At 43.6% G+C, this 21,759-nt stretch carries 13 protein-coding genes and 1 riboswitch; of the genes, 2 read left to right on the forward strand and 11 right to left on the reverse strand.

Annotated features, from left to right (window positions below; all coding sequences use genetic code 11):
• Window positions 1-15 precede the first annotated feature (15 nt).
• The 8 genes from AB4Z45_RS26100 to AB4Z45_RS26135 form a co-directional block, all read right to left on the reverse strand.
• A complete protein-coding gene (locus tag AB4Z45_RS26100) occupies window positions 16-1,422 on the reverse strand; it encodes an S-layer homology domain-containing protein (protein WP_441912501.1) in 1,407 nt (468 codons plus the stop codon).
• 12 nt (window positions 1,423-1,434) lie between these two features.
• Window positions 1,435-5,298 carry a polysaccharide lyase family 8 super-sandwich domain-containing protein gene (locus tag AB4Z45_RS26105; RefSeq protein WP_441912502.1) on the reverse strand — a complete coding sequence of 1,288 codons (3,864 nt, stop codon included), beginning with the start codon at window positions 5,296-5,298 and terminating at the stop codon, window positions 1,435-1,437.
• A gap of 56 nt (window positions 5,299-5,354) precedes the next feature.
• Window positions 5,355-7,118, reverse strand: coding sequence for a glycoside hydrolase family 35 protein (locus AB4Z45_RS26110; RefSeq protein WP_441912503.1), 1,764 nt, complete (start codon window positions 7,116-7,118; stop codon window positions 5,355-5,357).
• 48 nt (window positions 7,119-7,166) lie between these two features.
• On the reverse strand, window positions 7,167-8,837 hold the full coding sequence (locus AB4Z45_RS26115) for a DUF4091 domain-containing protein (protein ID WP_441912504.1): 1,671 nt from the start codon (window positions 8,835-8,837) through the stop codon (window positions 7,167-7,169).
• 84 nt (window positions 8,838-8,921) lie between these two features.
• Window positions 8,922-10,436 (reverse strand): extracellular solute-binding protein, encoded by a 1,515-nt coding sequence (locus AB4Z45_RS26120; protein ID WP_441912505.1) that lies wholly within the window; start codon window positions 10,434-10,436, stop codon window positions 8,922-8,924.
• Between the two features lie 54 nt (window positions 10,437-10,490).
• Complete coding sequence (locus tag AB4Z45_RS26125) at window positions 10,491-11,372, reverse strand: carbohydrate ABC transporter permease (RefSeq protein ID WP_441912506.1); 882 nt, start codon at window positions 11,370-11,372, stop codon at window positions 10,491-10,493.
• Entirely contained in the window at window positions 11,372-12,361 is a 990-nt protein-coding gene (locus AB4Z45_RS26130) for an ABC transporter permease (protein ID WP_441912507.1), read from the reverse strand. Before AB4Z45_RS26130 ends, AB4Z45_RS26125 begins: the two co-directional genes overlap by 1 nt.
• Before the next feature lie 319 nt (window positions 12,362-12,680).
• Window positions 12,681-14,990 carry a helix-turn-helix domain-containing protein gene (locus tag AB4Z45_RS26135; protein WP_441912508.1) on the reverse strand — a complete coding sequence of 770 codons (2,310 nt, stop codon included), beginning with the start codon at window positions 14,988-14,990 and terminating at the stop codon, window positions 12,681-12,683.
• Between the two features lie 264 nt (window positions 14,991-15,254).
• Between AB4Z45_RS26135 and AB4Z45_RS26140 the strand changes: the two genes are divergently transcribed.
• A complete protein-coding gene (locus tag AB4Z45_RS26140; protein ID WP_441912509.1) occupies window positions 15,255-15,905 on the forward strand; it encodes a GDSL-type esterase/lipase family protein in 651 nt (216 codons plus the stop codon).
• A 108-nt stretch (window positions 15,906-16,013) separates the two neighbouring features.
• Here AB4Z45_RS26140 and AB4Z45_RS26145 read toward each other — a convergent pair whose 3' ends face one another.
• From AB4Z45_RS26145 to AB4Z45_RS26155, 3 genes are all read right to left on the reverse strand, one after another.
• Window positions 16,014-17,738, reverse strand: a complete 1,725-nt coding sequence (locus tag AB4Z45_RS26145; RefSeq protein ID WP_441912510.1) for a methyl-accepting chemotaxis protein — start codon at window positions 17,736-17,738, stop codon at window positions 16,014-16,016.
• Complete coding sequence (locus tag AB4Z45_RS26150) at window positions 17,719-19,407, reverse strand: pyridoxal phosphate-dependent decarboxylase family protein (RefSeq protein WP_441912511.1); 1,689 nt, start codon at window positions 19,405-19,407, stop codon at window positions 17,719-17,721. Before AB4Z45_RS26150 ends, AB4Z45_RS26145 begins: the two co-directional genes overlap by 20 nt.
• A gap of 94 nt (window positions 19,408-19,501) precedes the next feature.
• A riboswitch (cyclic di-GMP riboswitch) is annotated at window positions 19,502-19,587 on the reverse strand.
• 234 nt (window positions 19,588-19,821) lie between these two features.
• Window positions 19,822-20,184 carry a DUF423 domain-containing protein gene (locus AB4Z45_RS26155; RefSeq protein ID WP_441912512.1) on the reverse strand — a complete coding sequence of 121 codons (363 nt, stop codon included), beginning with the start codon at window positions 20,182-20,184 and terminating at the stop codon, window positions 19,822-19,824.
• 195 nt (window positions 20,185-20,379) lie between these two features.
• On the opposite strand from AB4Z45_RS26155, the gene AB4Z45_RS26160 reads away from it, so the two are divergent.
• Complete coding sequence (locus AB4Z45_RS26160) at window positions 20,380-21,660, forward strand: MFS transporter (protein ID WP_441912513.1); 1,281 nt, start codon at window positions 20,380-20,382, stop codon at window positions 21,658-21,660.
• Window positions 21,661-21,759 lie beyond the last annotated feature (99 nt).

Consider the following 21,759-nt stretch of genomic DNA (forward strand, 5'->3'; position numbering starts at 1 on the left):
CTTCAATCCTCTCAGCTATCGATTTATCTGATCCAGCATTCTCTTCACGACAGCGGCTGCTTCCGCACGAGTCGCTAAAGCCGCAGGGTTAAACCTTTGCTGCTTGTCCCCTTGCAGCAATCTATTATTTACCGCTGCTGCTGCTTCCTTTACACTCCATGGCGCAATATTTTGGGAATCCGTAAACATATTAAGCTGAGCAGAATCTGCCCCCGTCATCCAGTCTGGTTGAATCTTACTCATGACGCGAGCAATCAGCACCGCCAATTCTTGGCGCGTAATGGTTTGCTCTGGCTTAAACGAGCCGTCTGCATAACCATTCATCAGTCCCGCCTCATGCACTCGAATAATATCATTCTCGTACCAACTGCCCTGCATGCCGCTTGCATCGGTGTACGTTAGATCTGAACCTTTCACACCAAGATCCAGCATACGAGCGATTATAGCAGCCATCTCTGCGCGAGTAATTTCCGCCTGAGGCGCGAAGGTATCTGCATTTTTTCCTTGCATAATAAACTTAGATGCCAAGTATTGTGCATCATCCTTGACCCAGTGCTTCCCAAGATCGGCAAATGTCTTGTTTGCTTCAACCAACAGGTAGGTTTCTCCTGGCAGGCCGTCAAAGGTTGCTTCTACACCGCTCCCAGCCGCTTTTAGCTTCATTGGAACTGGAACAAGCGCTTTGCGCTCCTTGTCATAACGCAGCCCCGCCAAATGAGCCGGATTTGCTTTCGTTTCTATCGTCCATTTCATTTCTAGCTTTCCAGCATTAATCAAGCTGCCGTACATTCGCTGCAAGGAGCCCGCCTCCACTACAACTTGGTCAGCGATATGAACGAGTGAAGCACCTAATTTTTTGGCATGGTCTGTAATCGTTGTAACTGCGTCTTCAGCAATAGGCTCCATTCCGACTCGCACACCATTTGCCTCTTGAAGATTAGCCATCTGCTTTAGTGGAAAAGTAATAAACATATTGGACCCGCTCACAATTAGCATAGCTTCACGGTTCCACTCCAGCAGCTTCGAAATGGCAGCGGAGGAGAGCTGAACGCTCTGGGCTCCATTCGGTATTGAAACTAAAATCTGCCCAGCCGCCAATTGCTCGTCTGTACTGACCATTTTTAATTCACTGCCAAGCATGCCTTGAACCCGTTCTTTTATCGTTATCTCATTTGAACCTGAACCTCCAGGTGCCGGGCTCGGCGTTGGATCAGGAGTCGGTGTTGGTGTTGGTGTCGGATCAGGCTTTGGCTCCGGATCTGGTTTTAATTCCGCCGCCTCAATTACAATAGTCGCCGTCGCTTGATACCCTCCATCGACAGAAGCTGCAATAATCTCCGCCTTGCCGGGCAGCACGCCTGTAACAACGGCTTGTCCATTATTAACTTGCATCGTTGCTAAGGCACGATGCTCATCGCTCATCGTCCAAACGATTTATTTGTTTTTTGCATGATCTGGTTTCACAGCCGCTTCAAGCTTCACTTGCTTACCCTGCTTTAGCGTTGCTTCCGGTGGTGTAACAGTGATCTCCGTCACCTTTGCACCCTCTAATGCCTTCATTTTCACTTCCATATATGGTGCAAACGCGGCGTTTTCTTTACTCTTAATCTGTGTATTCAAGCCTTTCACGCCTGGCTGCTCAATCAATGCTAAACTTAAACGCTGATCACGCAGCAGCTCCGCTTTTACGGTGTCTGCCAGCTCGTATTCACGCCATTTATCAACCTTTTGGAAAGCAATTGTGGAGATGGCATCACCATAAGCCGGTTGATTGCCCCACACCATCTCGGTCTCTTTCCAAGAATCGTCCTCAACGCGGTGAACACCGATCAAATTAGAATCGTATTTGGCATCGCCATCATTTATTTTTCCGTAGACCTTCAGCTTTACTGACTCCATATCACCAGAGATGCTGCTGAGGTCAAACTTCATGAAGGATCGTTGTGTATATCCCTCGCCATATTCACGCACTTCAACATAATCTTTGGAGCCATTATTCACATTGGCATGATTTGCTCCACTACGAACGAAGGTATCCTCCATCACCGGAATTTTAAAGGTTTTACCTTCTTCCGGCTGCATGGCTTCCATATTGATCGTTTGGCTCGGATCAACCTTCAACGTAATCGTATGGACTTTTCCTGCTGCTCCTTGCGTATGGATTGCCAAGCGAGTATACGGGAAAGTTTGTACGACTTGAATGCTCGGATCTTGTGCAATGATCTGCAATCCTATTTTACCGAGGTCAACCGTTACCATGCCCTGCTTCTGTGTAGGTTCAGCAATCGCAAGGGTAAGCTCACTGCCTTTTTCCTTCATCATCATGGAAATAGGTTTATCGGTCTTTACATACTGGAAAGCAGACGCCTCCCAGAAATTCAAACCTGTAACCTGCCGCTTCGTTTCTTTTACAGCATGAACCTTCTCCGTTTTAGCCAGTACTTGGATGTCTGGATTCGCTTCATATGCCGCCGTTTGCTCCGGCGTCTTGCCCGGGAGCAGCACATATTCATAAGTGCCAGCTGTCGGCAATATGCCATGCTCAATGGCAAGGCTTAAATAATTGCGCTTCACTACATCCGCTGGGCCGCCCTTATTAATTTCGCTCCAAGCTCCCTCGCGCGCTTCACGTTTGCCTGTCACTTTTTCACCCGAAGGGAATACGTATCCAATATCAGAACCGGCCGCGTTGCCCTCCATATGAGCCCATTTCACATCCGTCATTTGCTCCTGCCAGCCTAAGCTTGTTGGCATTTCATGACCGTTCACAATAAGCTTATTGGTACCCGCTTCGGTTAGCTGACGGTTCTCAACGATCGTTTCAGTCATGCTCGCCGTGTTGTTAACAATATCAGAGCCTATTGCAACCATTTCATCATCGAACAAGAACCATGATTTTTTTCCTTGCAAGGAGCTCCCTGTATTGCCTGCAAGCGAGAATTCCATACCTACAGCCCCATAGTAATCATCGATTACTGAGCCGCCAACCCAGTCCTTTCCATTCATATAATTGCCCCATTCTGCGGGCTCTCTGTAAGAACGATCCGTTGTTGTTCCGGGCAGCCTATAGCTATCAATCGTTGGCCAATAATGATCACTAAACTGCTTCAAGTCGCTATTGTACACATTTGTCATTCCGATTCCGGTGTACCAGCCCTTCTTATTCTCGCCATTGCCATATTCAAACGCTGCAATGCGATCCGAGAACATACTGATAGATAGCCCGAAGTCAGGACGAAGCTGAACCGCACGATCCATACCTGCGAACATTTGCGTATGCACCAGCTCGCCGCGAGGAGCAACGCTGTCATCCTGCATTAATTGCTTTAATAAATGAAGCTCATATAACGGCAATCCATCGTAATAGTTTTCAAATGTCGTGTCAGAACGTACCCATTCCTTCACCATACTTTTGGTTTCCTCTGCTATGGCAGGCGGGGCGGACTGAGCCAGTCGCAGCAATGTCATGATAATGGAGCGACCTGTAATATGATCAGAGTCGGCCGCACGAGAAATGCTTCTACCTTTAACTGAATCCAGAATCGCACCTTTATATAAAAGCGGTTCAAAAGAATTTTTTACCCAGCTATAAACATTGCTTGCATTCGGGTCTGAAATCGCCCACTCTGAATCTGCAAAAATATAAAATAAATCTGCCATACGTCCGAGCAATACCGCACCATAACCGCCGGTATACGCTATACTTGTATGTTGAACGAGGGAACCATCCTCATAAAGCCCATCCCCCTTCTTCACATACAAGAACTCATCCGCAATCGAATCGCGTCCCTGCATGACTTTAGCGGCATGTTGACCTACAATGCCACGCAGCGTCACAACGAGTGCTTTATCAAGCAGGTTTGCTCCTGTTTCAACCGTCGCTGAGTTCGCTACACGTTTCTTTGGGTCGGGCACGAACTTATCAATCGCTTCAATATATTTCGCAATCAAATCTGGCGGCATTGCATCATACATGAGCGACAGGATATTCATAATTTCCTGCGGTGTTCCGATCTCCCAATCCCACCAGTTTCCTGTAATCTTCTTGCTGGAATTGTATTGATACTTCAGCATCCATTCCATCGCCTGAATAATATCGTTTTTCAAGTCTTCATTTTGAAAAAGAGATGAGCCTTTCATCGAATAAGCCAACGAGAGATCTCGAATAATGCCGTACGCCCAGGAAATGCGCCACGAATCATTTTGAGTTTTGCTGATGACGTCTTCCCATAATGCCTCCGCATCAGCAGCTTTATTCAGCTTGTCCCATCTTCCGGTACCTTCTTTATTCGTCATTCGGTTTACTAAGGCTTCAACATTTGCAGCAAGCTCAGGATCATTCATATCGATCCCTTCTCCGCCAACCAGCTTTGCCGCCCATTTTTTGCGAAGCGTTTCATACGCTTTTTTCTGTGCTTCCGATTCTACCGTAACGAAGCTTTGTGCGGATACTCTACGATCGCTCGTCGCAGCTGTAATCACCGCCGTACCGTAATCATGAGCCGTTACTTCGCCATTTTGAACCGTTGCTACTAGCGAATTGGAGGAGCTCCAAATCAGTTCATTCATCGGTGCATTCGCAGGTGAAACAGTAGGAATCAGCTGGACTTTTTGCTCCTTATCCATGTTTACGTTTTGTGGGCTAAGCGCAATGGACGTAATATCTTTGAATGGAGTGAGCGTTACATCGTCAATCCATATAGTCCCTGTACCCGTCTCAAAAAATATTTCAACCTTAAAGCTAGCAATTTGCGGCTTATCTGAAACCTGCAGCAGCAGTTCATAAGAGGTCCAATCCGTTGTCCCTCTTACATAAGGAAGATAAGGACCGTCTTCAATCTTTTTCCCATCAGCACCGCAATACTGCGTACGAATATATACGCCTTTACTCACATTTTCCGGCAGCACTTGATTCGTCTTCATCCAAGCCTGCAGCTTATAGGTCTGCCCTGGTGTAATCGGAACAAGCGGATCAGGAACGACGTCTGTTCTAGCAAGCTTATCGTGCTTCACTTGCACTGATCGTGCTCCCGTGTGATAGACAGCCTCCGTAACGGATACATTCTGATTGCCTTCCATTGCGCGCCATACGCCCCAGCCCGTTGGTCTTCCTCCATCCTGCCAACCTTTATCCGGAATTAAGTCGCCTTCCTCAAAGCCGCCATTAGCAATCAAATTGACCATTATATTCGGACTCGCAACCGCTTGATCGCCAAGCATAGGCAGCCCTGCAAACAAAAGCTGAAATGCCATACAGCATACCACTACAATTGAAATAGACCTCTTCCTGATCTTCATGAATGAACCCTCTCCAATCTCCAGTTCATGATGGTATTACTTTGCAATACTTTGCACTACCCCAAATCAGGTGTATCTTGAAGCGTCACCTGCAGCGTCTTCGCTCCATGCAGCTCGAACACTACAATTTCATTTGCACCGGTACGAAGCAGCGAACCTGGAACATAAAGCGTCTTCTGCGGCCCTGCTTCCCAGTAACGTCCGAGGTTAAAGCCATTTACGAATACAATTCCTTTGGTCCAGCCTTCAAGTGCCAGGAAGGTATCTGCAATATCCGACTCCTGCTCAATGTGGAAGGAGCCTTGGTAGAAGGTTGGTCCATTTATGTCTTGTACTCGCTCTTCAGCAGCAGGCGCTTGCTCAAGTTGAGCAAGATTATGAAGCGGCAGCGAATGAATCGTCCAATCAAATAGAAATTGGAAGCCTAATCTCACCCCTTCAGTAATCCCTTTATAATCTCGCAAATACGGTCCATAGTTGGTTCTGCCCATATTCTCGACTAGAATACGAAGCTCTGCCCCGCCCTCCGGCACATCGAACTCGATTGGCTGTGGGTCCCAGCGCTCTATAACACCCTTATACTCTCCATCTAAAAATACGAGCGCGCGATCGTGAACCTCCTGCAAGACAAGTGAACAATGTAGTCTTGGGCCCGAAACCTTTGTTGTATATAAAATAAATCCATAATCCTGTCCGAGCTTCTCCATCGGTTCAGGGCAAGTGCGCTGCACCGGTGTCGACAGCAGCGGCAGCACATCGAACAGCGGCGCAACCGGCTTCATCTGAACAGCGCCATATGCCATTTTGCGAACAGGCTCCGGAAGCGGCATTAACGCCGTGCCAAAATGCTTTGCGATAAGCTCCCTTAACAGGACGTATTTCTCCGTAATATCCCCCCACTCCGTTAGTGGACTATCATAGTCGTAGCTCGTTACCGTCGGCTCATATTTCCCGTGGTTGTTGGCCCCACTATAGAATCCGAAATTCGTACCTCCATGGAACATATAGAAGTTAACCGATCCGCCAGCATTCAGCATATCCTCAAACACTTGCACCGCTTCCTGTGCATCCCGCGTATGATGCGGCTTGTTCCAGTGATCGAACCAACCATTCCAATACTCCATGCACATGAGCGGCTTGTCCGGCTGGACTTGCTTTAAGCTGTTAAAAGCTTCCTCTGTTCTCGAACCAAAGTTTACGGTTTCAAGAACACCAGGAATCATCCCGCCCTGCAGCATAAAATCTTCCGGGCCATCTGAGGTAAACAGCAGAACGTCCATTCCGCGCGAAATCATGCTTTCCTTGATATGCTCAAGATACTTTAGATCATTGCCATAGCTGCCGTACTCATTCTCAATTTGCATTGCAATAATTGGACCGCCGTTTGTACATAACAAAGGCTTCAGCATCGGCAGCAGCACATCATAATAAGCATCTACTTTTGATAAAAATAACTCGTCATAGCAGCGCAAGCGCATTTCATCCTCAGCAAGCAGCCAAGCCGGCATGCCGCCGAACTCCCACTCCGCACAAATGTAAGGGCTTGGACGTACAATGACATGCAATTCCAGCTCTGCTGCTATCTCGATAAACGCTACAATATCCGCCATTCCCGTGAAACAGAACTTACCTTCCTGCGGCTCGTGCATATTCCATGCGACATACGTTTCAACTGTATTAAAACCGCAGGCTTTCAGCTTAAGCAATCGATCCTTCCAATACTCCGGAATAACACGGAAATAATGAATCGCCCCCGACAAAATCGTTATTGGTTTATCCTCATAAAGAAATTGATTACCTTGCACTTTGAATGATGCCATGTCACTTACTCCTCTGCTTATGAACTTGGTGTATTTAACTTGCCATGTCTACTTCGAATTTGCATGCTCGCCAATTAGACGGTTAATTTCCTCACGCTTGCGGATATACCATTCCGTCTCACGCGGATATGCTTCAAAGGATAGTTCCTGCGCTAAGCCATCTTCGAGCAAAGCAATTACCGCTTCTCGTGAGGTACTCCGCTCTAGAAGCTCAAGCGCTCGCAGATCCTGCAGCGCTTCTGTAAGCACCTCCAGCCTGATTGACTCAATTGGCCCTTCAGCACCTGGATATACGAGAAATGCATCCCCCGCTGGAAAACCGCCGCCTGCATCGGTCACTTGGAACGGATTAATCGGATACTTCGAGAACTGCGCATACCAGAAGTTGTAGCCCCAATGCAAGAAACCTGCAAGCTTCAGCTTGTACAGCTGCATGCCTAATACACGATTGCGTGATGACGGCATATGGAGAAAGCGATTAGACACAAGCTTGTATTGGGCGCAGCAATAATACGACCATAATCCCTCTACCCCGTGTTCAAGAAACGGCTGAATCGCATTGCTAGCCGGAATGGGATGCTTAATTAGGCCACTTTCATAAAATTCATACTCTGAGAGTGCATCAATGATCGGAAATCCTTCCAAAATCGGTCCAATAAGCTCACTCGCTGCGCGATAGGTGCCCATGTCCGCAAGGTTTGGCTCATCCGACAGATGGAAATAAACCCGCTTCTCTAAACCGTTTTCTTTTATAAATGACACTAACTCGTGCAAAAATAACGTAAGAAATTCCGTGTACTCTGAATTCTTGGAATCCGTATCCCAGCCAAACAGCTGCTTCTCCTGACCATCAACTGTGGCGACTACCTTCGGTGCATGCTTGGCACCCCATTGCGTAAAGAGATGAGAGAACTCAAAATATTTCACGCCGCTGCGGTCACATAGTGCAATCCAGCGCTTTAATTTTTCAAAAGTAAATCGGTAATCATTTCCCACGCGTTCAACTTGAACGAGCTGCACGGTTGGGCGGTCTCCCCCAATTTCCGTGTCTAACGGAGGGGTAAACAAAGGGGTCAAAATCATATTCATTCCATGTTTCACAGCGGTTTGGATATATTGCTCAATCAAATGCCAATGGTACTCGCTAAATACGTCCGTCTTATAGTAGGTAGCCAAGCAGTCAACATGGAACCATTCGGTATGGATAAGCGACTGCTCCGGCAGTGCTGCCGCAATTACCTCCAGCGTAAATGTTTCCTCGCCTACTTGCTCGCCGCTATCATTGATGAGATAAATACGAATATCAAATAAACCTGCATTCGCATCCATCGGAACCTCGACAGTTATCCATAGAGAACGCCATTGGCTTGGATAACCGGTTAAACCGCGGCTTGCATCAAATGGGATTAACGCATCTGGATACAAGCCGGGCGTGCTTCTCAGCACATATTCATCCGCATCATGATAGCTCACCATATTGGCGGGTACCAGCTCTACCGTTCGTACGGTTAATGCTTGCTCAAGCTCGGATTCCACCCGAACCTGCAGCTGCCGCATAAGTACATCTGCCCGATATGCAACCTGGAACGAATAGGATTCACCAAGCAGTGCCGAGCCTCTAGTTACCGCAGCTGCATGCAGTTCTTCATCGGCAAATACTTTGATTAATGAACTGATACATCTCGTTTCCAGCTGCAAGGCTCCATTTAACTTTTCCACTTCATATTCCCCCTACATGATCTAATAAAAAAGATAAGCCCGGTAAACTCGACTGACCTATTCGAACTTACCGGGCTTATTTACTTACTTGCTTGCTAACGCTTTGTAAGAATCACTTGTTTCTTTCAGATGCTGCTGGAAGCTGGCGTCGGCTTTAAGCCCGCTAATAAACTTGTCCCAGTCCTCCATGCTTGCTTTGCGGATGACAACGTTTGTGTACATATCAACAAACTTCTTCTGCCAATCGCCGCCTTTTTCCATCCACACTTCAGTCGTTGGCAGCCCTGCAGCAGGATTCTTAATTGAGGATGCTGAGATGGTATCTACCAGCTGGCGGTTGTAATCTCTAACTTCTGCTGGCATGCCAGGTCCTTCAGCACGTTGATATTTGTTGAAATAACCGGAAATCCATTGCGCAGTCGTCGCTGTACCATAAGCTTTTTTCTTGCCTTCATCGGTTTGAACGATTGAACCATCTTCCGATACGGTATAGTCCTTGTCTTTAATACCATAGGTAACGAGATTGTAGCCTTCTTCAGTCGCCGTTTCGTTATAAACCTCAAGGATTTTCTTCAGCTTGTCTTCGCTTACCTTTTTGCTGACTAGGAACAATCCATAGTAGCCATATGCTTGTTCATTGTACTTTTTGCCGTCTGTGGCAGCTGGAATTTCATACGCCTTCAATTCTGCTTCAGGCTTCATTTTTTGCAGCTCTTGTCCGAAAATAAACGCTTCGTTAATATTGCCGAAGGAGATGCCCGCTTTGCCTTGAATCATCATTTCTTTTACTTGGCTTGGCTTCATTACTGGCAAGTCCGGCGTAATAAGACCATCGCCATACGCCTTGCTCCAGAATTCAAGCGCTTCTCTTGCTTTAGCTGTCAGCCAATATGGCTCAAGACCGCCTTCAGCCGTTTCCTTCCACGCTGTGCCTGCGCCAAACATCGTCATCATATAAGGACTGACACTCGCTTGCACCATACCAAAGGTATCGTTTTTACCGTTGCCGTCCGGATCATTTTTTGTAAAAGCTTCTAACACTTTGTAGAGCTCATCCATCGTCGTTGGTGCTTTCAATCCCACTTTATCAAGCCAATCTTGACGAATAATGAGAGATTCATGTCCATCCAATGGGCGAACACGCGGAATACCGTAGGATTTGCCCTTGAACTTAATGTTCTCAATGGCATTCTCCGGATAACCTGCTAGGTTCGGATAATCCTGCAAGAAAGGAGTCAAATCCCAGAATGCACCCTGCTCAATTGCGGTTGAAAATGCAGGATCATTGATATCCTCGATAAGAATGACATCCGGCAAGCTTTTTGAAGCAAGCAAAGCATTCAGCTTCTCTTTATAGCTATTAATCGGATAAAAATCGATGCTCAGCTTTACGTTTAGTTTTTCATTGAGCTGCTGAACACTTTCGAGATCACTGCTAGGAGATTCACCATAAGTCATCGTGCCGATATTAATATCAACCGGCTTTTGTTTACCCTCTTTGTTGCCGGCCGATTTAGCTTCGCCACCATTCGAACAGCCAATTAAACTTGTCGTAAGAACGAGCGTCAAAAGCGTCATGCCAAAGCTTCTTTTTTTCATTACTAAAACCCTCCCTTATTTGTAGTAAACCCCTATATAATGGTCGTTTGTCCGTTAACCCTTTACGGAACCAACCAGCATACCTTTTACAAAATACTTCTGCAGGAACGGATAAACCATAATGATAGGCAGAGACGCAACGACTACCGCCGCCATCTTGATCGTCTCTGGAGGGAGCATTTGCTCACTCTGCAGCATTGCCGCTACGGATGGGTCAGCTATATTGGTTGAAGCTTGAATCAGCATCATCTGCAGCACAACCTGCATCGGACGAAGTTCATCCGAGTTAATGTACAATACGCCGTTGAAGTACGTATTCCAGAAGCCTACTGCAAAGAATAACCCAAACGCAGCGACTGCTGGCATTGAGATAGGAAACATAATTCGAAAGAAAACCCCAATATCATTGCATCCATCGATCTTCGCTGCTTCCTCCAGCTCCTCCGGCAATTCCTGATAGAAATTTCTCATCAAAAATACGTACCAAGCGCTCGTAATAGCCGGTAAAATCAACGCCCACACGGTATCAATAAGTCCCAAGCTTTCAACCAAAAGGAAGTTCGGAATCATACCCGGGTTGAACAGCATCGTCATTAGAATCGCAACGAGGAAAAACTTTTTACCGAAAAATCGTCTCCGCGACAAGGCATAAGCCAAAGCGCTTGTAACGATAATACCGATTGCCGAACCCACAACAGCCAAGAAGCCGCTGACCCCTAATGAACGCATAAACATTGGGGTCGATAAAATGTACTTATAAGAGGAAAGGCTCCACTTCTCTGGAATTATAATTAACGACTTTCTCAAATACTCCGAAGGGTCTGTAAAGGAAACAACAATGACATATAGGAAAGGCAGCAGCGTGATGAGTCCAATTAGACCAAGCGCCGTATAAATAATGCCGTCTGTCACTTTATAACCGAGGGACTTATGCATTAGTACAGACCCTCCTCACCGAATTTTTTTGCTAAACGATTGGCTGTAACGACAAGGATAAGACCAACCACCGATTTAAATATGCCCACGACCGTCGCATAACTGAAACGACCATTTTGAATGCCTGTTCGGTATACATACGTATCGAATACATCAGCCACATGTGAAACGGGAGAACTCATCATCAAGTAAATTTGTTCAAACCCTACCTCCATTACTTGTCCAAGCCGCAAAATGAGCAATACAATAATTGTGCTCTTAATGCACGGTAGCGTAACATTCACGATTTGCTTCCAACGGTTTGCACCATCAATTTGCGCCGCCTCATACAAGTCTTGATTAATACCCGCAATGGCAGCGAGGAAAATAATTGTGCCCCAGCCTGCTTCTTTCCAAATACTCTGTGCAGTCAACAAACCCCAGAAGTAATTCGGCTCCGTCAAGAAACCGATCGGCTTGCCGCCTAATTCGACAATAATCTTGTTAATAATACCATCGCTTTGTCCGAGGATTATAAAGCAAATCCCTGCAATAATGACCCAAGACAAAAAGTGCGGTAAATAAATAATCGTTTGAATCGTTTTCTTAAATACCCGATTGTGAACCTCATTAATGAGAATAGCGAGAACAATGGGAATCGGGAAAAAGAAAACGATGTTCAGCAAGCTAATCGCCATCGTATTTCTAAATAAAAGCAGGAAGTCTGGATTCGAGAAAAACTCATTAAAATATTTGAATCCGACCCACTCGCTTTGCCAGAAGCCTAAGTATGGGGAATAGTTTTTAAAGGCTAACGCCAGGCCCCATATGGGCAAGTACTTGAAAATAAGAAAGAAGAGAATACCCGGAAGCGCTAATACGTACAAATATTTTTCTCGACCTAAAATGACTTTAAATTGAGACCATTTTGAATCTCTCGTTTTTTGCCACTTAGGTTCATGTCCTTGTGATAAACTTGCGTTCGCTAATTCAGGATTAGATTGCGGCAAGGGTTTCACCACCTCCAACAATTTTGTTTAAACTTGGCTGCTCATATGGTTTCATGTCTGCATCTTACAAGCCGAAGCTTCCGCCGGGCAATGACCAATTCTTATTCGCTCAGAACGACTGAGCAATAATTGAGAATCCCTTGCTGCTGCTGGGTTTGTGGCTGCTTCGAGTCTCATTAATTAATCTCTTTAACCCCTGCCAGATTATAAATTCGCACCCCATAAAATCAAAAAAAGGCTTGCAAGATGGAGAGGTTACAATTCTCTCACTCTTAGCAAAGCCTTTTTGATATAAGCCTATTCGATTTTGTAGGGCAATTTACTTGCGATGCATTTCTCGATATTGTCCCGGAGGCAATCCAACCTGCTTCTTAAATACACGAATGAAATTTTTAGGGTTGTAGCCTACCTGCTCTGCTATTTCATTCACCATCAAATCTGTTGCTTCCAGCAGCTCCTTAGCCTTCTCTACACGAACTTGTGTGAGGTACTCAATAAAGGAGATGTCCATTGTTCGCTTAAACAGCTTGCTTAAATATTGAGGAGTCAGATTGCAAATCTGTGCACACTGATCCAGAGAAATATCAAGATTATAATTTGCCGCAATATAGTCTGTAACTTTTTCGATAAGCTGCTCATACTCTTGATTCCGCTTGCCGCTCACGGACATCATGATGGGTTCAAATATACGATCTATCAGCCACTCATTAATGGAATGAATCGTTGTACATGATCTCATATCGAAATTGAGCTCACTAGCGGTTCTTCCAAACAGCTGCTCTGGACTCATGTTCATTAAATAGACGGTTCGTAAAGTCGTAGACAGCAATTGATCGTACGACATCCTAATAAGCTCGGGATTATGCACAGCAGATTGCACTTTATCGGAAAAAGCATTAAGCAAACGCTTTGTTTCAGCGAGATCACCAACCTGCAATGAATCGATAAGATGGTTCTCGATCTCTGCTGGATAACGATACATCATTGAAACCGCAAGCCCTTTGCTCTCAATAATCTGATTGCCGCCATTAATCATCCGCGAATAAATGGCAAGCTGCGCTTCACGATATAAATCGGGCAATTCCTCTACCTGCGAGGCTGCACGACTTAACCCAATCGTTGCTGGAGATTGCAGAAAATGAGTGATCTGCTGTCGTATTTTTTCAATGCCAAACTTCAGATGGTTTGACCATGCATTCATTTCTTCATCTTCAGTCCACAGCCAAACCACTACTTGATCATTTAATCCATTAATGACCAAGCCTTCTAGCTGCTGCTGCTCCAGCAATTCTGTCGTCATATTTTTTATAATAAACAGAATTAAATCTTTATCCGACTCTTGAAACTTGCCTGCGTCCGATAGGTGATCATATGAAATAATAAAGACAGCTGCGCATTGTGTCTCTGGAATAGCGTATCTGCGCAGAAGCTCATGCAAATGTTCACGTCGTTCATGACTAAATTGCCCTTCCAGTAGCCTTAAAGCAAACAACTCCCGAATAAGGGGAAACTGCTGATTGATTTGGCCTTCCAGCTGACTCGCCTTACTGTTAATTTCCTTCCACCGCTGCTGCACATAATTAAATTCGTCTGTCCCCATATCCGCTTGTTGATTATCACTAATATGAGAGACCAGCTTCCGGATCGGACTATATACCCTTTTCGTGCCGATCATCGCGAGCGCAATTCCCGCAGCAAGAACGACAAGCACGATGCCAATCGTTATGCCTGCAATCTTCCTTGCGCTGCTGTAAAGCTCCGCTGTTGGAATCATATCCACAAACAGCAGCTTCTTGATTGGAGATACCATAGAAGTAACTAAGTACTCCCGGCCCTGCCATTGATATATAAATTCTTGCTTGCCCTCATGTGCAACCGTTATCAGCTCAAACAAATCTTTAGGCACTTCAGATCCATTCATATGGAATACGAGCTGGCCGCCTTCATCGATTACAAACATATGCTGGCTCTTGTATTTCACAAATTTTGCAGTTAGAGATTCAAACGCTTTATTATCAATAATGACTTGAATAATACCGATCGGATCTTTTGTATGTAAAGGAATTGTACTCGTTAAGGTAATACCAGAATCGTACACTTGACCGCCTTGAAAATAACCAGCCTGCCAAACTAATTGCTGATTGTTTTCCAGCAGCTTCTCATACTTTTCCCGTTCCACTGCCGACTCCATTTTTTTGCCACCATAAGTAGACGAAATTAAGTAATTCTCGTCCAATGTATATAGCGAAATATCCTTAACAAGTGGGTTTCCGTTCATAAAAGCCAACATGTTCTGATAGATACTCGAATAAAAGCCGGAATAATTGGTACGTTTCATTTCCTTCAAGTCTGAAGTGAAGAACGAGCTCAGCTCCAGCTGAATTAAGTTATTCTCTACTCTTTCAAGCCCATTATCGATGGTCTCTGAAGCGTAGCTTAAGACCTGAGTAATGTCTTGGCTGGCATTATCTTTAGCCGTTTTGGAAGTTAAAATATAGCTGGTGATTCCAAGGATAATGATAGGAATGATTGATGATAATAACGTAAAAACAATCATTTTGCGATAAAATGATGGATACTTCAGAAAGCTTTTTCGATTAATTATTCGGTTACCTTCTATAAGCTTCATTCTGTCGACTCCTATGTTGATAGACTTTGCTCCTCAGCACAGCGTACAAATCATTTGAAATGAAGTCAATAATTATTAATGAATTTATCCAATTTACATGCTGCTGAACAAATGTCCACGCAAACAGCATAGCATTGCAATACTATAACTATAGAGATGCACTAGTGAATTAGAAGAATAAACGACTGTTGATTGTCAGTGTCAAACCTTTACTAGCCTATTTGCATTTTCTATATAATTAAGAATAGGGTGGGTGATATCGTTATGCTCTATACAGCTCTCGGAGATTCTATTACCTATGGGGAGAATGCCTCCTCACTCGCAAAAGCATATCCCCAACTAGCCGTTGCCGCTTTAAATTCACGCTCCCGTTCCCGCAGAGCAACTGGATATGTATTAGCTCGTCCGGGCTGGACCAGTCATGATCTATTAAACGCAGTCATCTGGAAGGGTTCGGCTGCTATTAGCAAATCCGATGTTGTTTCTGTTTGGATTGGAGGGGTAGATTTAGCAAACGCTGCTTTGTCTTCGATTAAGAACCAACAGCAAATAGCTATAAAACCGATCTTAACTCCCTACAGGCAAAATTTACGAGCCATTCTCGCTCATATAAAAAGCGTGAGTAACGCCCGTATTATTTGCTGCACGCAATATAATCCGTTTCCAAATAGTTCTCTAGCAGTTGCTGCTATCGACCAATTAAATTACACGACGATAGAGGTTGCCCAAAGCTATCATGCACAAATCGCTCCCGCTCATAGATGGTTTGAAGGAAAACAAGCCTCGCTAATCTATGGCTACCGTAATGGCAGATTAGAAGATGCATTAAGCGGTACTCTGCCTATCCATCCCAATGACCGTGGCCATCAAGTGATCGCAAACGGATTAATCCCCTATCTTGCTTCTCGGAAGTAGTCATCATGCATCACTCACAAAGGTTAATGATGGCTGCCACCGGTATAATTAAAGCGGGCTGGAGATATATAATCCCCAACCCGCTTCCTGTATACCGTTATTTCTATTTTATAATTTGTACTGTTTAACCGATTCATTAAGATCAACAGAAAGAGTCGAAAGTTGAACAATGACTGCTGATATTTCCTGCATGGAAGCACTTTGCTGCTGCGCAGCCGCAGCAACCTCTTCTGTCCCTGCAGCCTGTTCTTGTGTAATTCCGGATATTTGCTGCATAGAATCTGTTATTTTCATAAAGGATTCATCAACCTTGTCTAATGCACTGAACATATGGCTTGTATGCTCGGTAAACTCCGAAACCCCTCCATAAATTCCTTTGAAGTTATCATAAGTTCCTTGAATCCACGAATGCCCTTGTTCAACAGCCTTGCTGCCTTCCTCAATACATTTCATTACTAATAAACTATTTGTTTGAGTACTGGAAACAAGCTCTGCTACAGAAAGCGCCGCTTCAGCAGATTGTGCTGCAAGTTTTTTCACCTCACCGGCTACAACAGCAAAACCTCTGCCAACCTCTCCTGCACGAGCCGCTTCTATGGAAGCATTTAAAGCTAACAAATTCGTTTGATTGGATATTTCTGAAATGATAGTAATGATTTCATTTATTTCATTGGATCGTTGTCCTAATGTTATAGCAGCTTCTTGGGATTGCTGCATAGCTTGTTTGATGACAGTCATTTGTTCGAGAGTACGTCCTACTAAATCCTGTCCTTGCTCGGATTGGATATGAACGTCTGTAGCAATGACTTGAATCTCCTTCATACCGCTTGAGACATCTTTAATCTCGACATCGATATGATTAATATTTGTATGGCTGTGGGTGACGCTTTGCACAATTTCGTTAATGCCTTCTGTCATTCGGTTCGTTGATTCCGCAACTTGCTGCGCGCTGTTCGTTGATTCATTTACTGACTGTTTTAGATGCTGGCTTGTATCGGATATAAGATTAGATGAAGCAATGACTTGTTGAATTAATTGACTAAGACTATTAATCATTAAGCTAAATGATATCGATAATTTTCCGATTTCGTCCTTGCTATTAATAGCAAATGTCGTTTTCATATCGCCCGCAGCAATTTTGTTGGCTGCTACCATTAATTTGCGGAGCGGATTCGTAATAACTTTACTTATAACAATGGCAATTAAACTACCCACCACAAGTACGATGAGAGAAATAATAATCGTTGTTAAATTAGAGCTTGATGTTGTTTTTGGGACAACTGAAGCATCTAAATCTATCCCAAGAATACCATAGGCTTGACCAGACTCATCTGAGAGTGGGACAAATATAGATTTATGCGTTCCATACTCATCTTTGTAAATAGGGCTGATTACAGTTTTTTTTGAATCGATGGCTTGTTTCATTTCATCTGTAAATGGGTAAGGAGTGTTAAAATCATCTGGTACTCCTGATAGTACAAGAATACGCTCGTTATTCTGACTATTTGATAATATAAAAATATTTTCTAAGCTATGTACGTCTTGTAATTTTTCGAGTTCTTTCTTAATAATTGCATAATTAGGATCGTCTGTTGTTTGCAATTGCTTTTCTGAACCAGGGATTGCAGATAATGTATTGCTTGCAATTTGTATATCGGTTATAAGACGTTTATCGAATTGTTCTAATAGTTTCTCAGATAAATTCTGCTGGGTCATATAGCTGGATACTGCAAAGGCTGCACAGGTTATCACTTGCAATAAGAGAATACTGAGAGCAATTTTTACAGAAAGATGTTCTTTGTACCAATTAAAACTAAGTATAGATTTCTTCATGAGTGTACTCCTTTTTACTAATTCGCATATATTCCACGTAGGTTTCATCGATTTTTGCTTTTAGATAAGCGACGATTTTATCCACATCGGTTACTTGTGTATGCGGCGAAATAACAAATAATTTACTCGCATACAATGCTATTCTTTTGTTATCCAAGGTTGGGACATAAAGATGTTTTTTGGTATCGCCAAAGAACATTTCTCCGCGGTCTCTTCCAAGAATCTCAAACAATAGCTCATTTAATTTATTAATCTCTTCTACTTCAGCATAGCTCATGGAGCCGGCATATTCTTTTTCATAACCATTTTGTTTATCCTCATAAAGTCTAAAGAGTGTGACAATACCAGGGTTTAGATGATTTACAATAACGGCTTCAGGTATTTCTCTTTGCAAGGTCTTTCTGAATGTGACATTCACCTCAACAAATTGGGCAAGCAGCTTTTGATAGCCTTCTATTCCAAACGCTAATAGCGCGCTATAAATACTGATGGAACTTCCCATTCTTGAGCATTCAAGAGTATAGCTGGTGTGATATTGTCCATATCCACGGTGTCCAACATAAGGAGTTTCATCTGGATCCAAATCAAGAAGCTTTAAATCAGCAGCATTTTTTACTAAAAATAAGCTCGTTGAATAAGGCGTCTGTCCCAGTTTTTGAAAATCGAAACAAAGCGAGTCTGCTTTCATGAGATGCTGCATTCTCTCTTGAATCAACTTTAGAGCAACAAGCGTATCACTCTCAATGCTTAAAGGGTTTCCTTCAAAATCGTAATCATTATAAAATGCAAAAAAGCCACCTAAAGCTGAGTCGGCATGAATATGCGGTCTTTGAATGTTATGCTTCTGCGAGAGCAGCTCTGTCATTTTATAAATGTCATCTATGTTATCAATACCCATTGCATCAGTCGTACCCGTAGTAGCAACGACGTATATTGGGATGCCTCCGTGCATAATGACGTTTTCCATCTTTTCTTTCAAATCATTTACATCCATTGATGAATCTTCATTTGTTCTGATTTTAATTAAATGTTTGCTCCCTAGACCTGTAGCCTCAACTGATTTATAAAGGCTGTAATGGGCCGCTTCCGAACAAAAGGCATATAAATTTTGTGGAACCCCGTTTTGAGCTGCAGTAGGACAGGCTTTATTTATTGCCAGCCTTAAACCAGTGAATATAGCTCCTTGACCGCCCCATGTCGTATATCCGCCGCTTTCAGAAGGATTATAGCCTACGAGATCTGACATCATCGCCACGACTTTCACTTCAGCTTCCGCAGCCGCCGGACCATACACATCCCATAAATTATTGCCATTAACCATAAACGCTGCAATCATGCCAAGTACACCTGGAATACTAGCCATAGGTAAAATGTTTGTTAAAAAGTATTTTGTATGGTAAGGATGAGCATGAAGCAATTTTAAGAGTTCTTTATTGACTTCTTCTAATGGATTTCCCATTGCGGGAATTCTGCTTACCTCCGCTAGTTCTTTATAGAAATGAGGACCACGTTCTTTTTCTCCTTTAAGAAATACCGATTCCGGATCTTTTAATTCATCAACACCACTTACAATCTGTTCAATTAAATCTAACATGTAATTTCGTTGCGTTATGTTGCCGTCTTCACTTGGAAATAAACTTTTAATATTAGGCTGGTCTTTCCTATTCATGCTGTACCACTCTCCACCATTCATTTTTCTCTCTATTTTTTACAATCAAAAAGGCATACCTAAAAATAACCATAGGTATACCTTCTGCATATTAATTCGCAACTGGCTGACATTTCTTTGAAAGAAGTAGTCCCTATAGCTTTGCGTCACCACCTTTCGATGGTTTTGCCAATATTTAATTTGGACAAATTTTCAAACTTATTAGCAAACATTTACATCTATCGAAATCATTTTACTATTTTATTTTTCGGAGATCAATATAATTTTTGGTTAATTATGTCTTAAACTAATAGAGTTGCACCTATATTTTCAAAATCTTCATACTTTTCCATCACTATTTCATGTAAACATAAATAAATTCTTTACAATGGTCATAGAAGATAGATATTAAATATTAAAAGCTCAACAATTTCCCTAAAGAACACCTACAGCGACAAGCACCCAACCAATCATAAAAGAAAGCCCGCCTAGCGGTGTAATTGGACCAAAAAACCGAGCTTTAGCAACACTAAGTACATATAGGCTTCCCGAGAACAATATAATTCCCGCTACCAAAAACCAACCGCCCGTAATGATCATTTGAGCACCCGGATACTGACCCGCGAGCAGTCCAATCAGAATTAAACCTAATGCATGTGCGATGTGATACTGTACGCCGACCTCATAAACCTTCAGCTTGTCCGGTGTGATCTTACTTTTCAGTGCATGTGCGCCGAAAGCTCCAATTGCGACCGCGAGCACCATGAGAATACATCCGAGCATAATAAATGTTTGCATATCAACATCTCTCCTCATTTTATGAATTTGCAAGTTAAGCATATCATGATTGAACGGAGCAGGGAATTACTAGCAATACTCCAATACCATATATAAAATTACAATTTCAATTTTTTTCTCTACATAATAATTTCCGATTGATTTACTGTTGCCAGAGGAGTAATGTAGTTTGGTATAGCATCAGGAGGCATCTACGTGAAATTCATTCAATCTACCGCCACAGAGTGGCAGGGCTGGTCCCGCAATATTCGTTTATTTTTTCTAGCAAACATGTTATATCAAATCGGTACGGGCATGTTCTCGGTACTCTACAATTTGTACATTCACGAGCTCGGTTACCCCGATGCCATGAGCGGAAAAATTGTCAGTATGCAATCACTCGCAACAGCGTTATGTTTCATTCCCATTGGTTTATTCGGCGATCGCGCCAGCCGCAAGCGCTTGCTCGTCATTGGCGCTCTTTGCAGCGGTGTGGTACTCGCTGGACGCTCATTATTTGAAACAGAAAGCAGCTTACTTACAATGGCCGTTCTGACCGGCTTATTTGCTGCCATCTTTCAGGTGCTTGCCATTCCCTTTCTTGCCACAAACGTAGCTAAAGCAGATCGACTGCGCATTTTCAGTATTTTTTCAGCATTTGTTCTCGCTTCTCAGGTCGGCGGCAGCCTTGGCGGAGGCGTCATTGCAGATATTATGCAGGCGGCAGGACTAAGTAAGCTGCTCTCTTTCAAAATCGTTTTACTTGCAGGCAGTATAGCGACAATTGCAGCATTTCTACCTTTGCAAGCCATTAGGGAATCTGCGCGCAGCCAGAAGGAAAGTGTTGAAGCAACTAACGAGCAGCCTGCTTCGAACCAAACAGCTCACCCTAATAAAGAAATGTCATTTATTATTAAATTCGCCTCCATACAGCTTTTGATTGGTATCGGATCGGGCCTTGTTGTTCCTTATTTGAATTTGTATTTCACCAATCGGTTCTCGATATCGCTTAGTGCGATGAGCTTATTGCTTTCATTAGGTCAAGTCATGACCATAATCTCTATGCTCATTGGCCCGTCGCTTGCCAATCGAGTTGGACAAGTGAAAGCGATCGTTATTTTCCAAACCTTATCGCTGCCATTCCTGCTATTAACGGGTTTTACAAACCTGTTGCTCGTCGCTTCTATAAGCTTTCTATTCAGACAAGCGCTTATGAATGCGGCCAATCCGCTGCAATCGGCTATTTTGATCGACCGGGTTTCTGCAAAAAAACAAAGCCTAGCCAACTCCTGTATGCAGACTGCTTTTATGCTTGGATGGGCTACGATGGGACCCATTCATTCTCATCTCATTGCTACTTATGGCTACTACTGGGGATACGCCATCACGTTCAGCATAACTGGAGCACTGTATGTCACGGCATCTATGCTATTTTTTATGTTGTTTCGCGAGAAAAAAACGGCTGCCGCAGCAAAAACGCAATCAGCGTCTATTTGACGCAACAGCAGCTTTGACCGTTAGATATGAGTAGCTTATAAGATGAAAGCTTATAAAATCTTATATTTTAAACAGAAAATCAGCCCTCAGATACAATCT

Source organism: Paenibacillus sp. MCAF9 (genome assembly GCF_052114265.1).
Lineage (GTDB): Bacteria > Bacillota > Bacilli > Paenibacillales > Paenibacillaceae > Pristimantibacillus.

Excerpts from the sequence above, each read along its gene's own strand:
- AB4Z45_RS26100 (WP_441912501.1), bottom strand. The coding sequence starts at position 1,422 with ATGAGCGATGAGCATCGTGCCTTAGCAACGATGCAAGTTAATAATGGA.
- AB4Z45_RS26105 (WP_441912502.1), bottom strand. The coding sequence starts at position 5,298 with ATGAAGATCAGGAAGAGGTCTATTTCAATTGTAGTGGTATGCTGTATG.
- AB4Z45_RS26110 (WP_441912503.1), bottom strand. The coding sequence starts at position 7,118 with ATGGCATCATTCAAAGTGCAAGGTAATCAATTTCTTTATGAGGATAAA.
- AB4Z45_RS26120 (WP_441912505.1), bottom strand. The coding sequence starts at position 10,436 with ATGAAAAAAAGAAGCTTTGGCATGACGCTTTTGACGCTCGTTCTTACG.
- AB4Z45_RS26125 (WP_441912506.1), bottom strand. The coding sequence starts at position 11,372 with ATGCATAAGTCCCTCGGTTATAAAGTGACAGACGGCATTATTTATACG.
- AB4Z45_RS26135 (WP_441912508.1), bottom strand. The coding sequence starts at position 14,990 with ATGAAGCTTATAGAAGGTAACCGAATAATTAATCGAAAAAGCTTTCTG.
- AB4Z45_RS26140 (WP_441912509.1), top strand. The coding sequence starts at position 15,255 with ATGCTCTATACAGCTCTCGGAGATTCTATTACCTATGGGGAGAATGCC.
- AB4Z45_RS26145 (WP_441912510.1), bottom strand. The coding sequence starts at position 17,738 with ATGAAGAAATCTATACTTAGTTTTAATTGGTACAAAGAACATCTTTCT.
- AB4Z45_RS26150 (WP_441912511.1), bottom strand. The coding sequence starts at position 19,407 with ATGAATAGGAAAGACCAGCCTAATATTAAAAGTTTATTTCCAAGTGAA.
- AB4Z45_RS26155 (WP_441912512.1), bottom strand. The coding sequence starts at position 20,184 with ATGCAAACATTTATTATGCTCGGATGTATTCTCATGGTGCTCGCGGTC.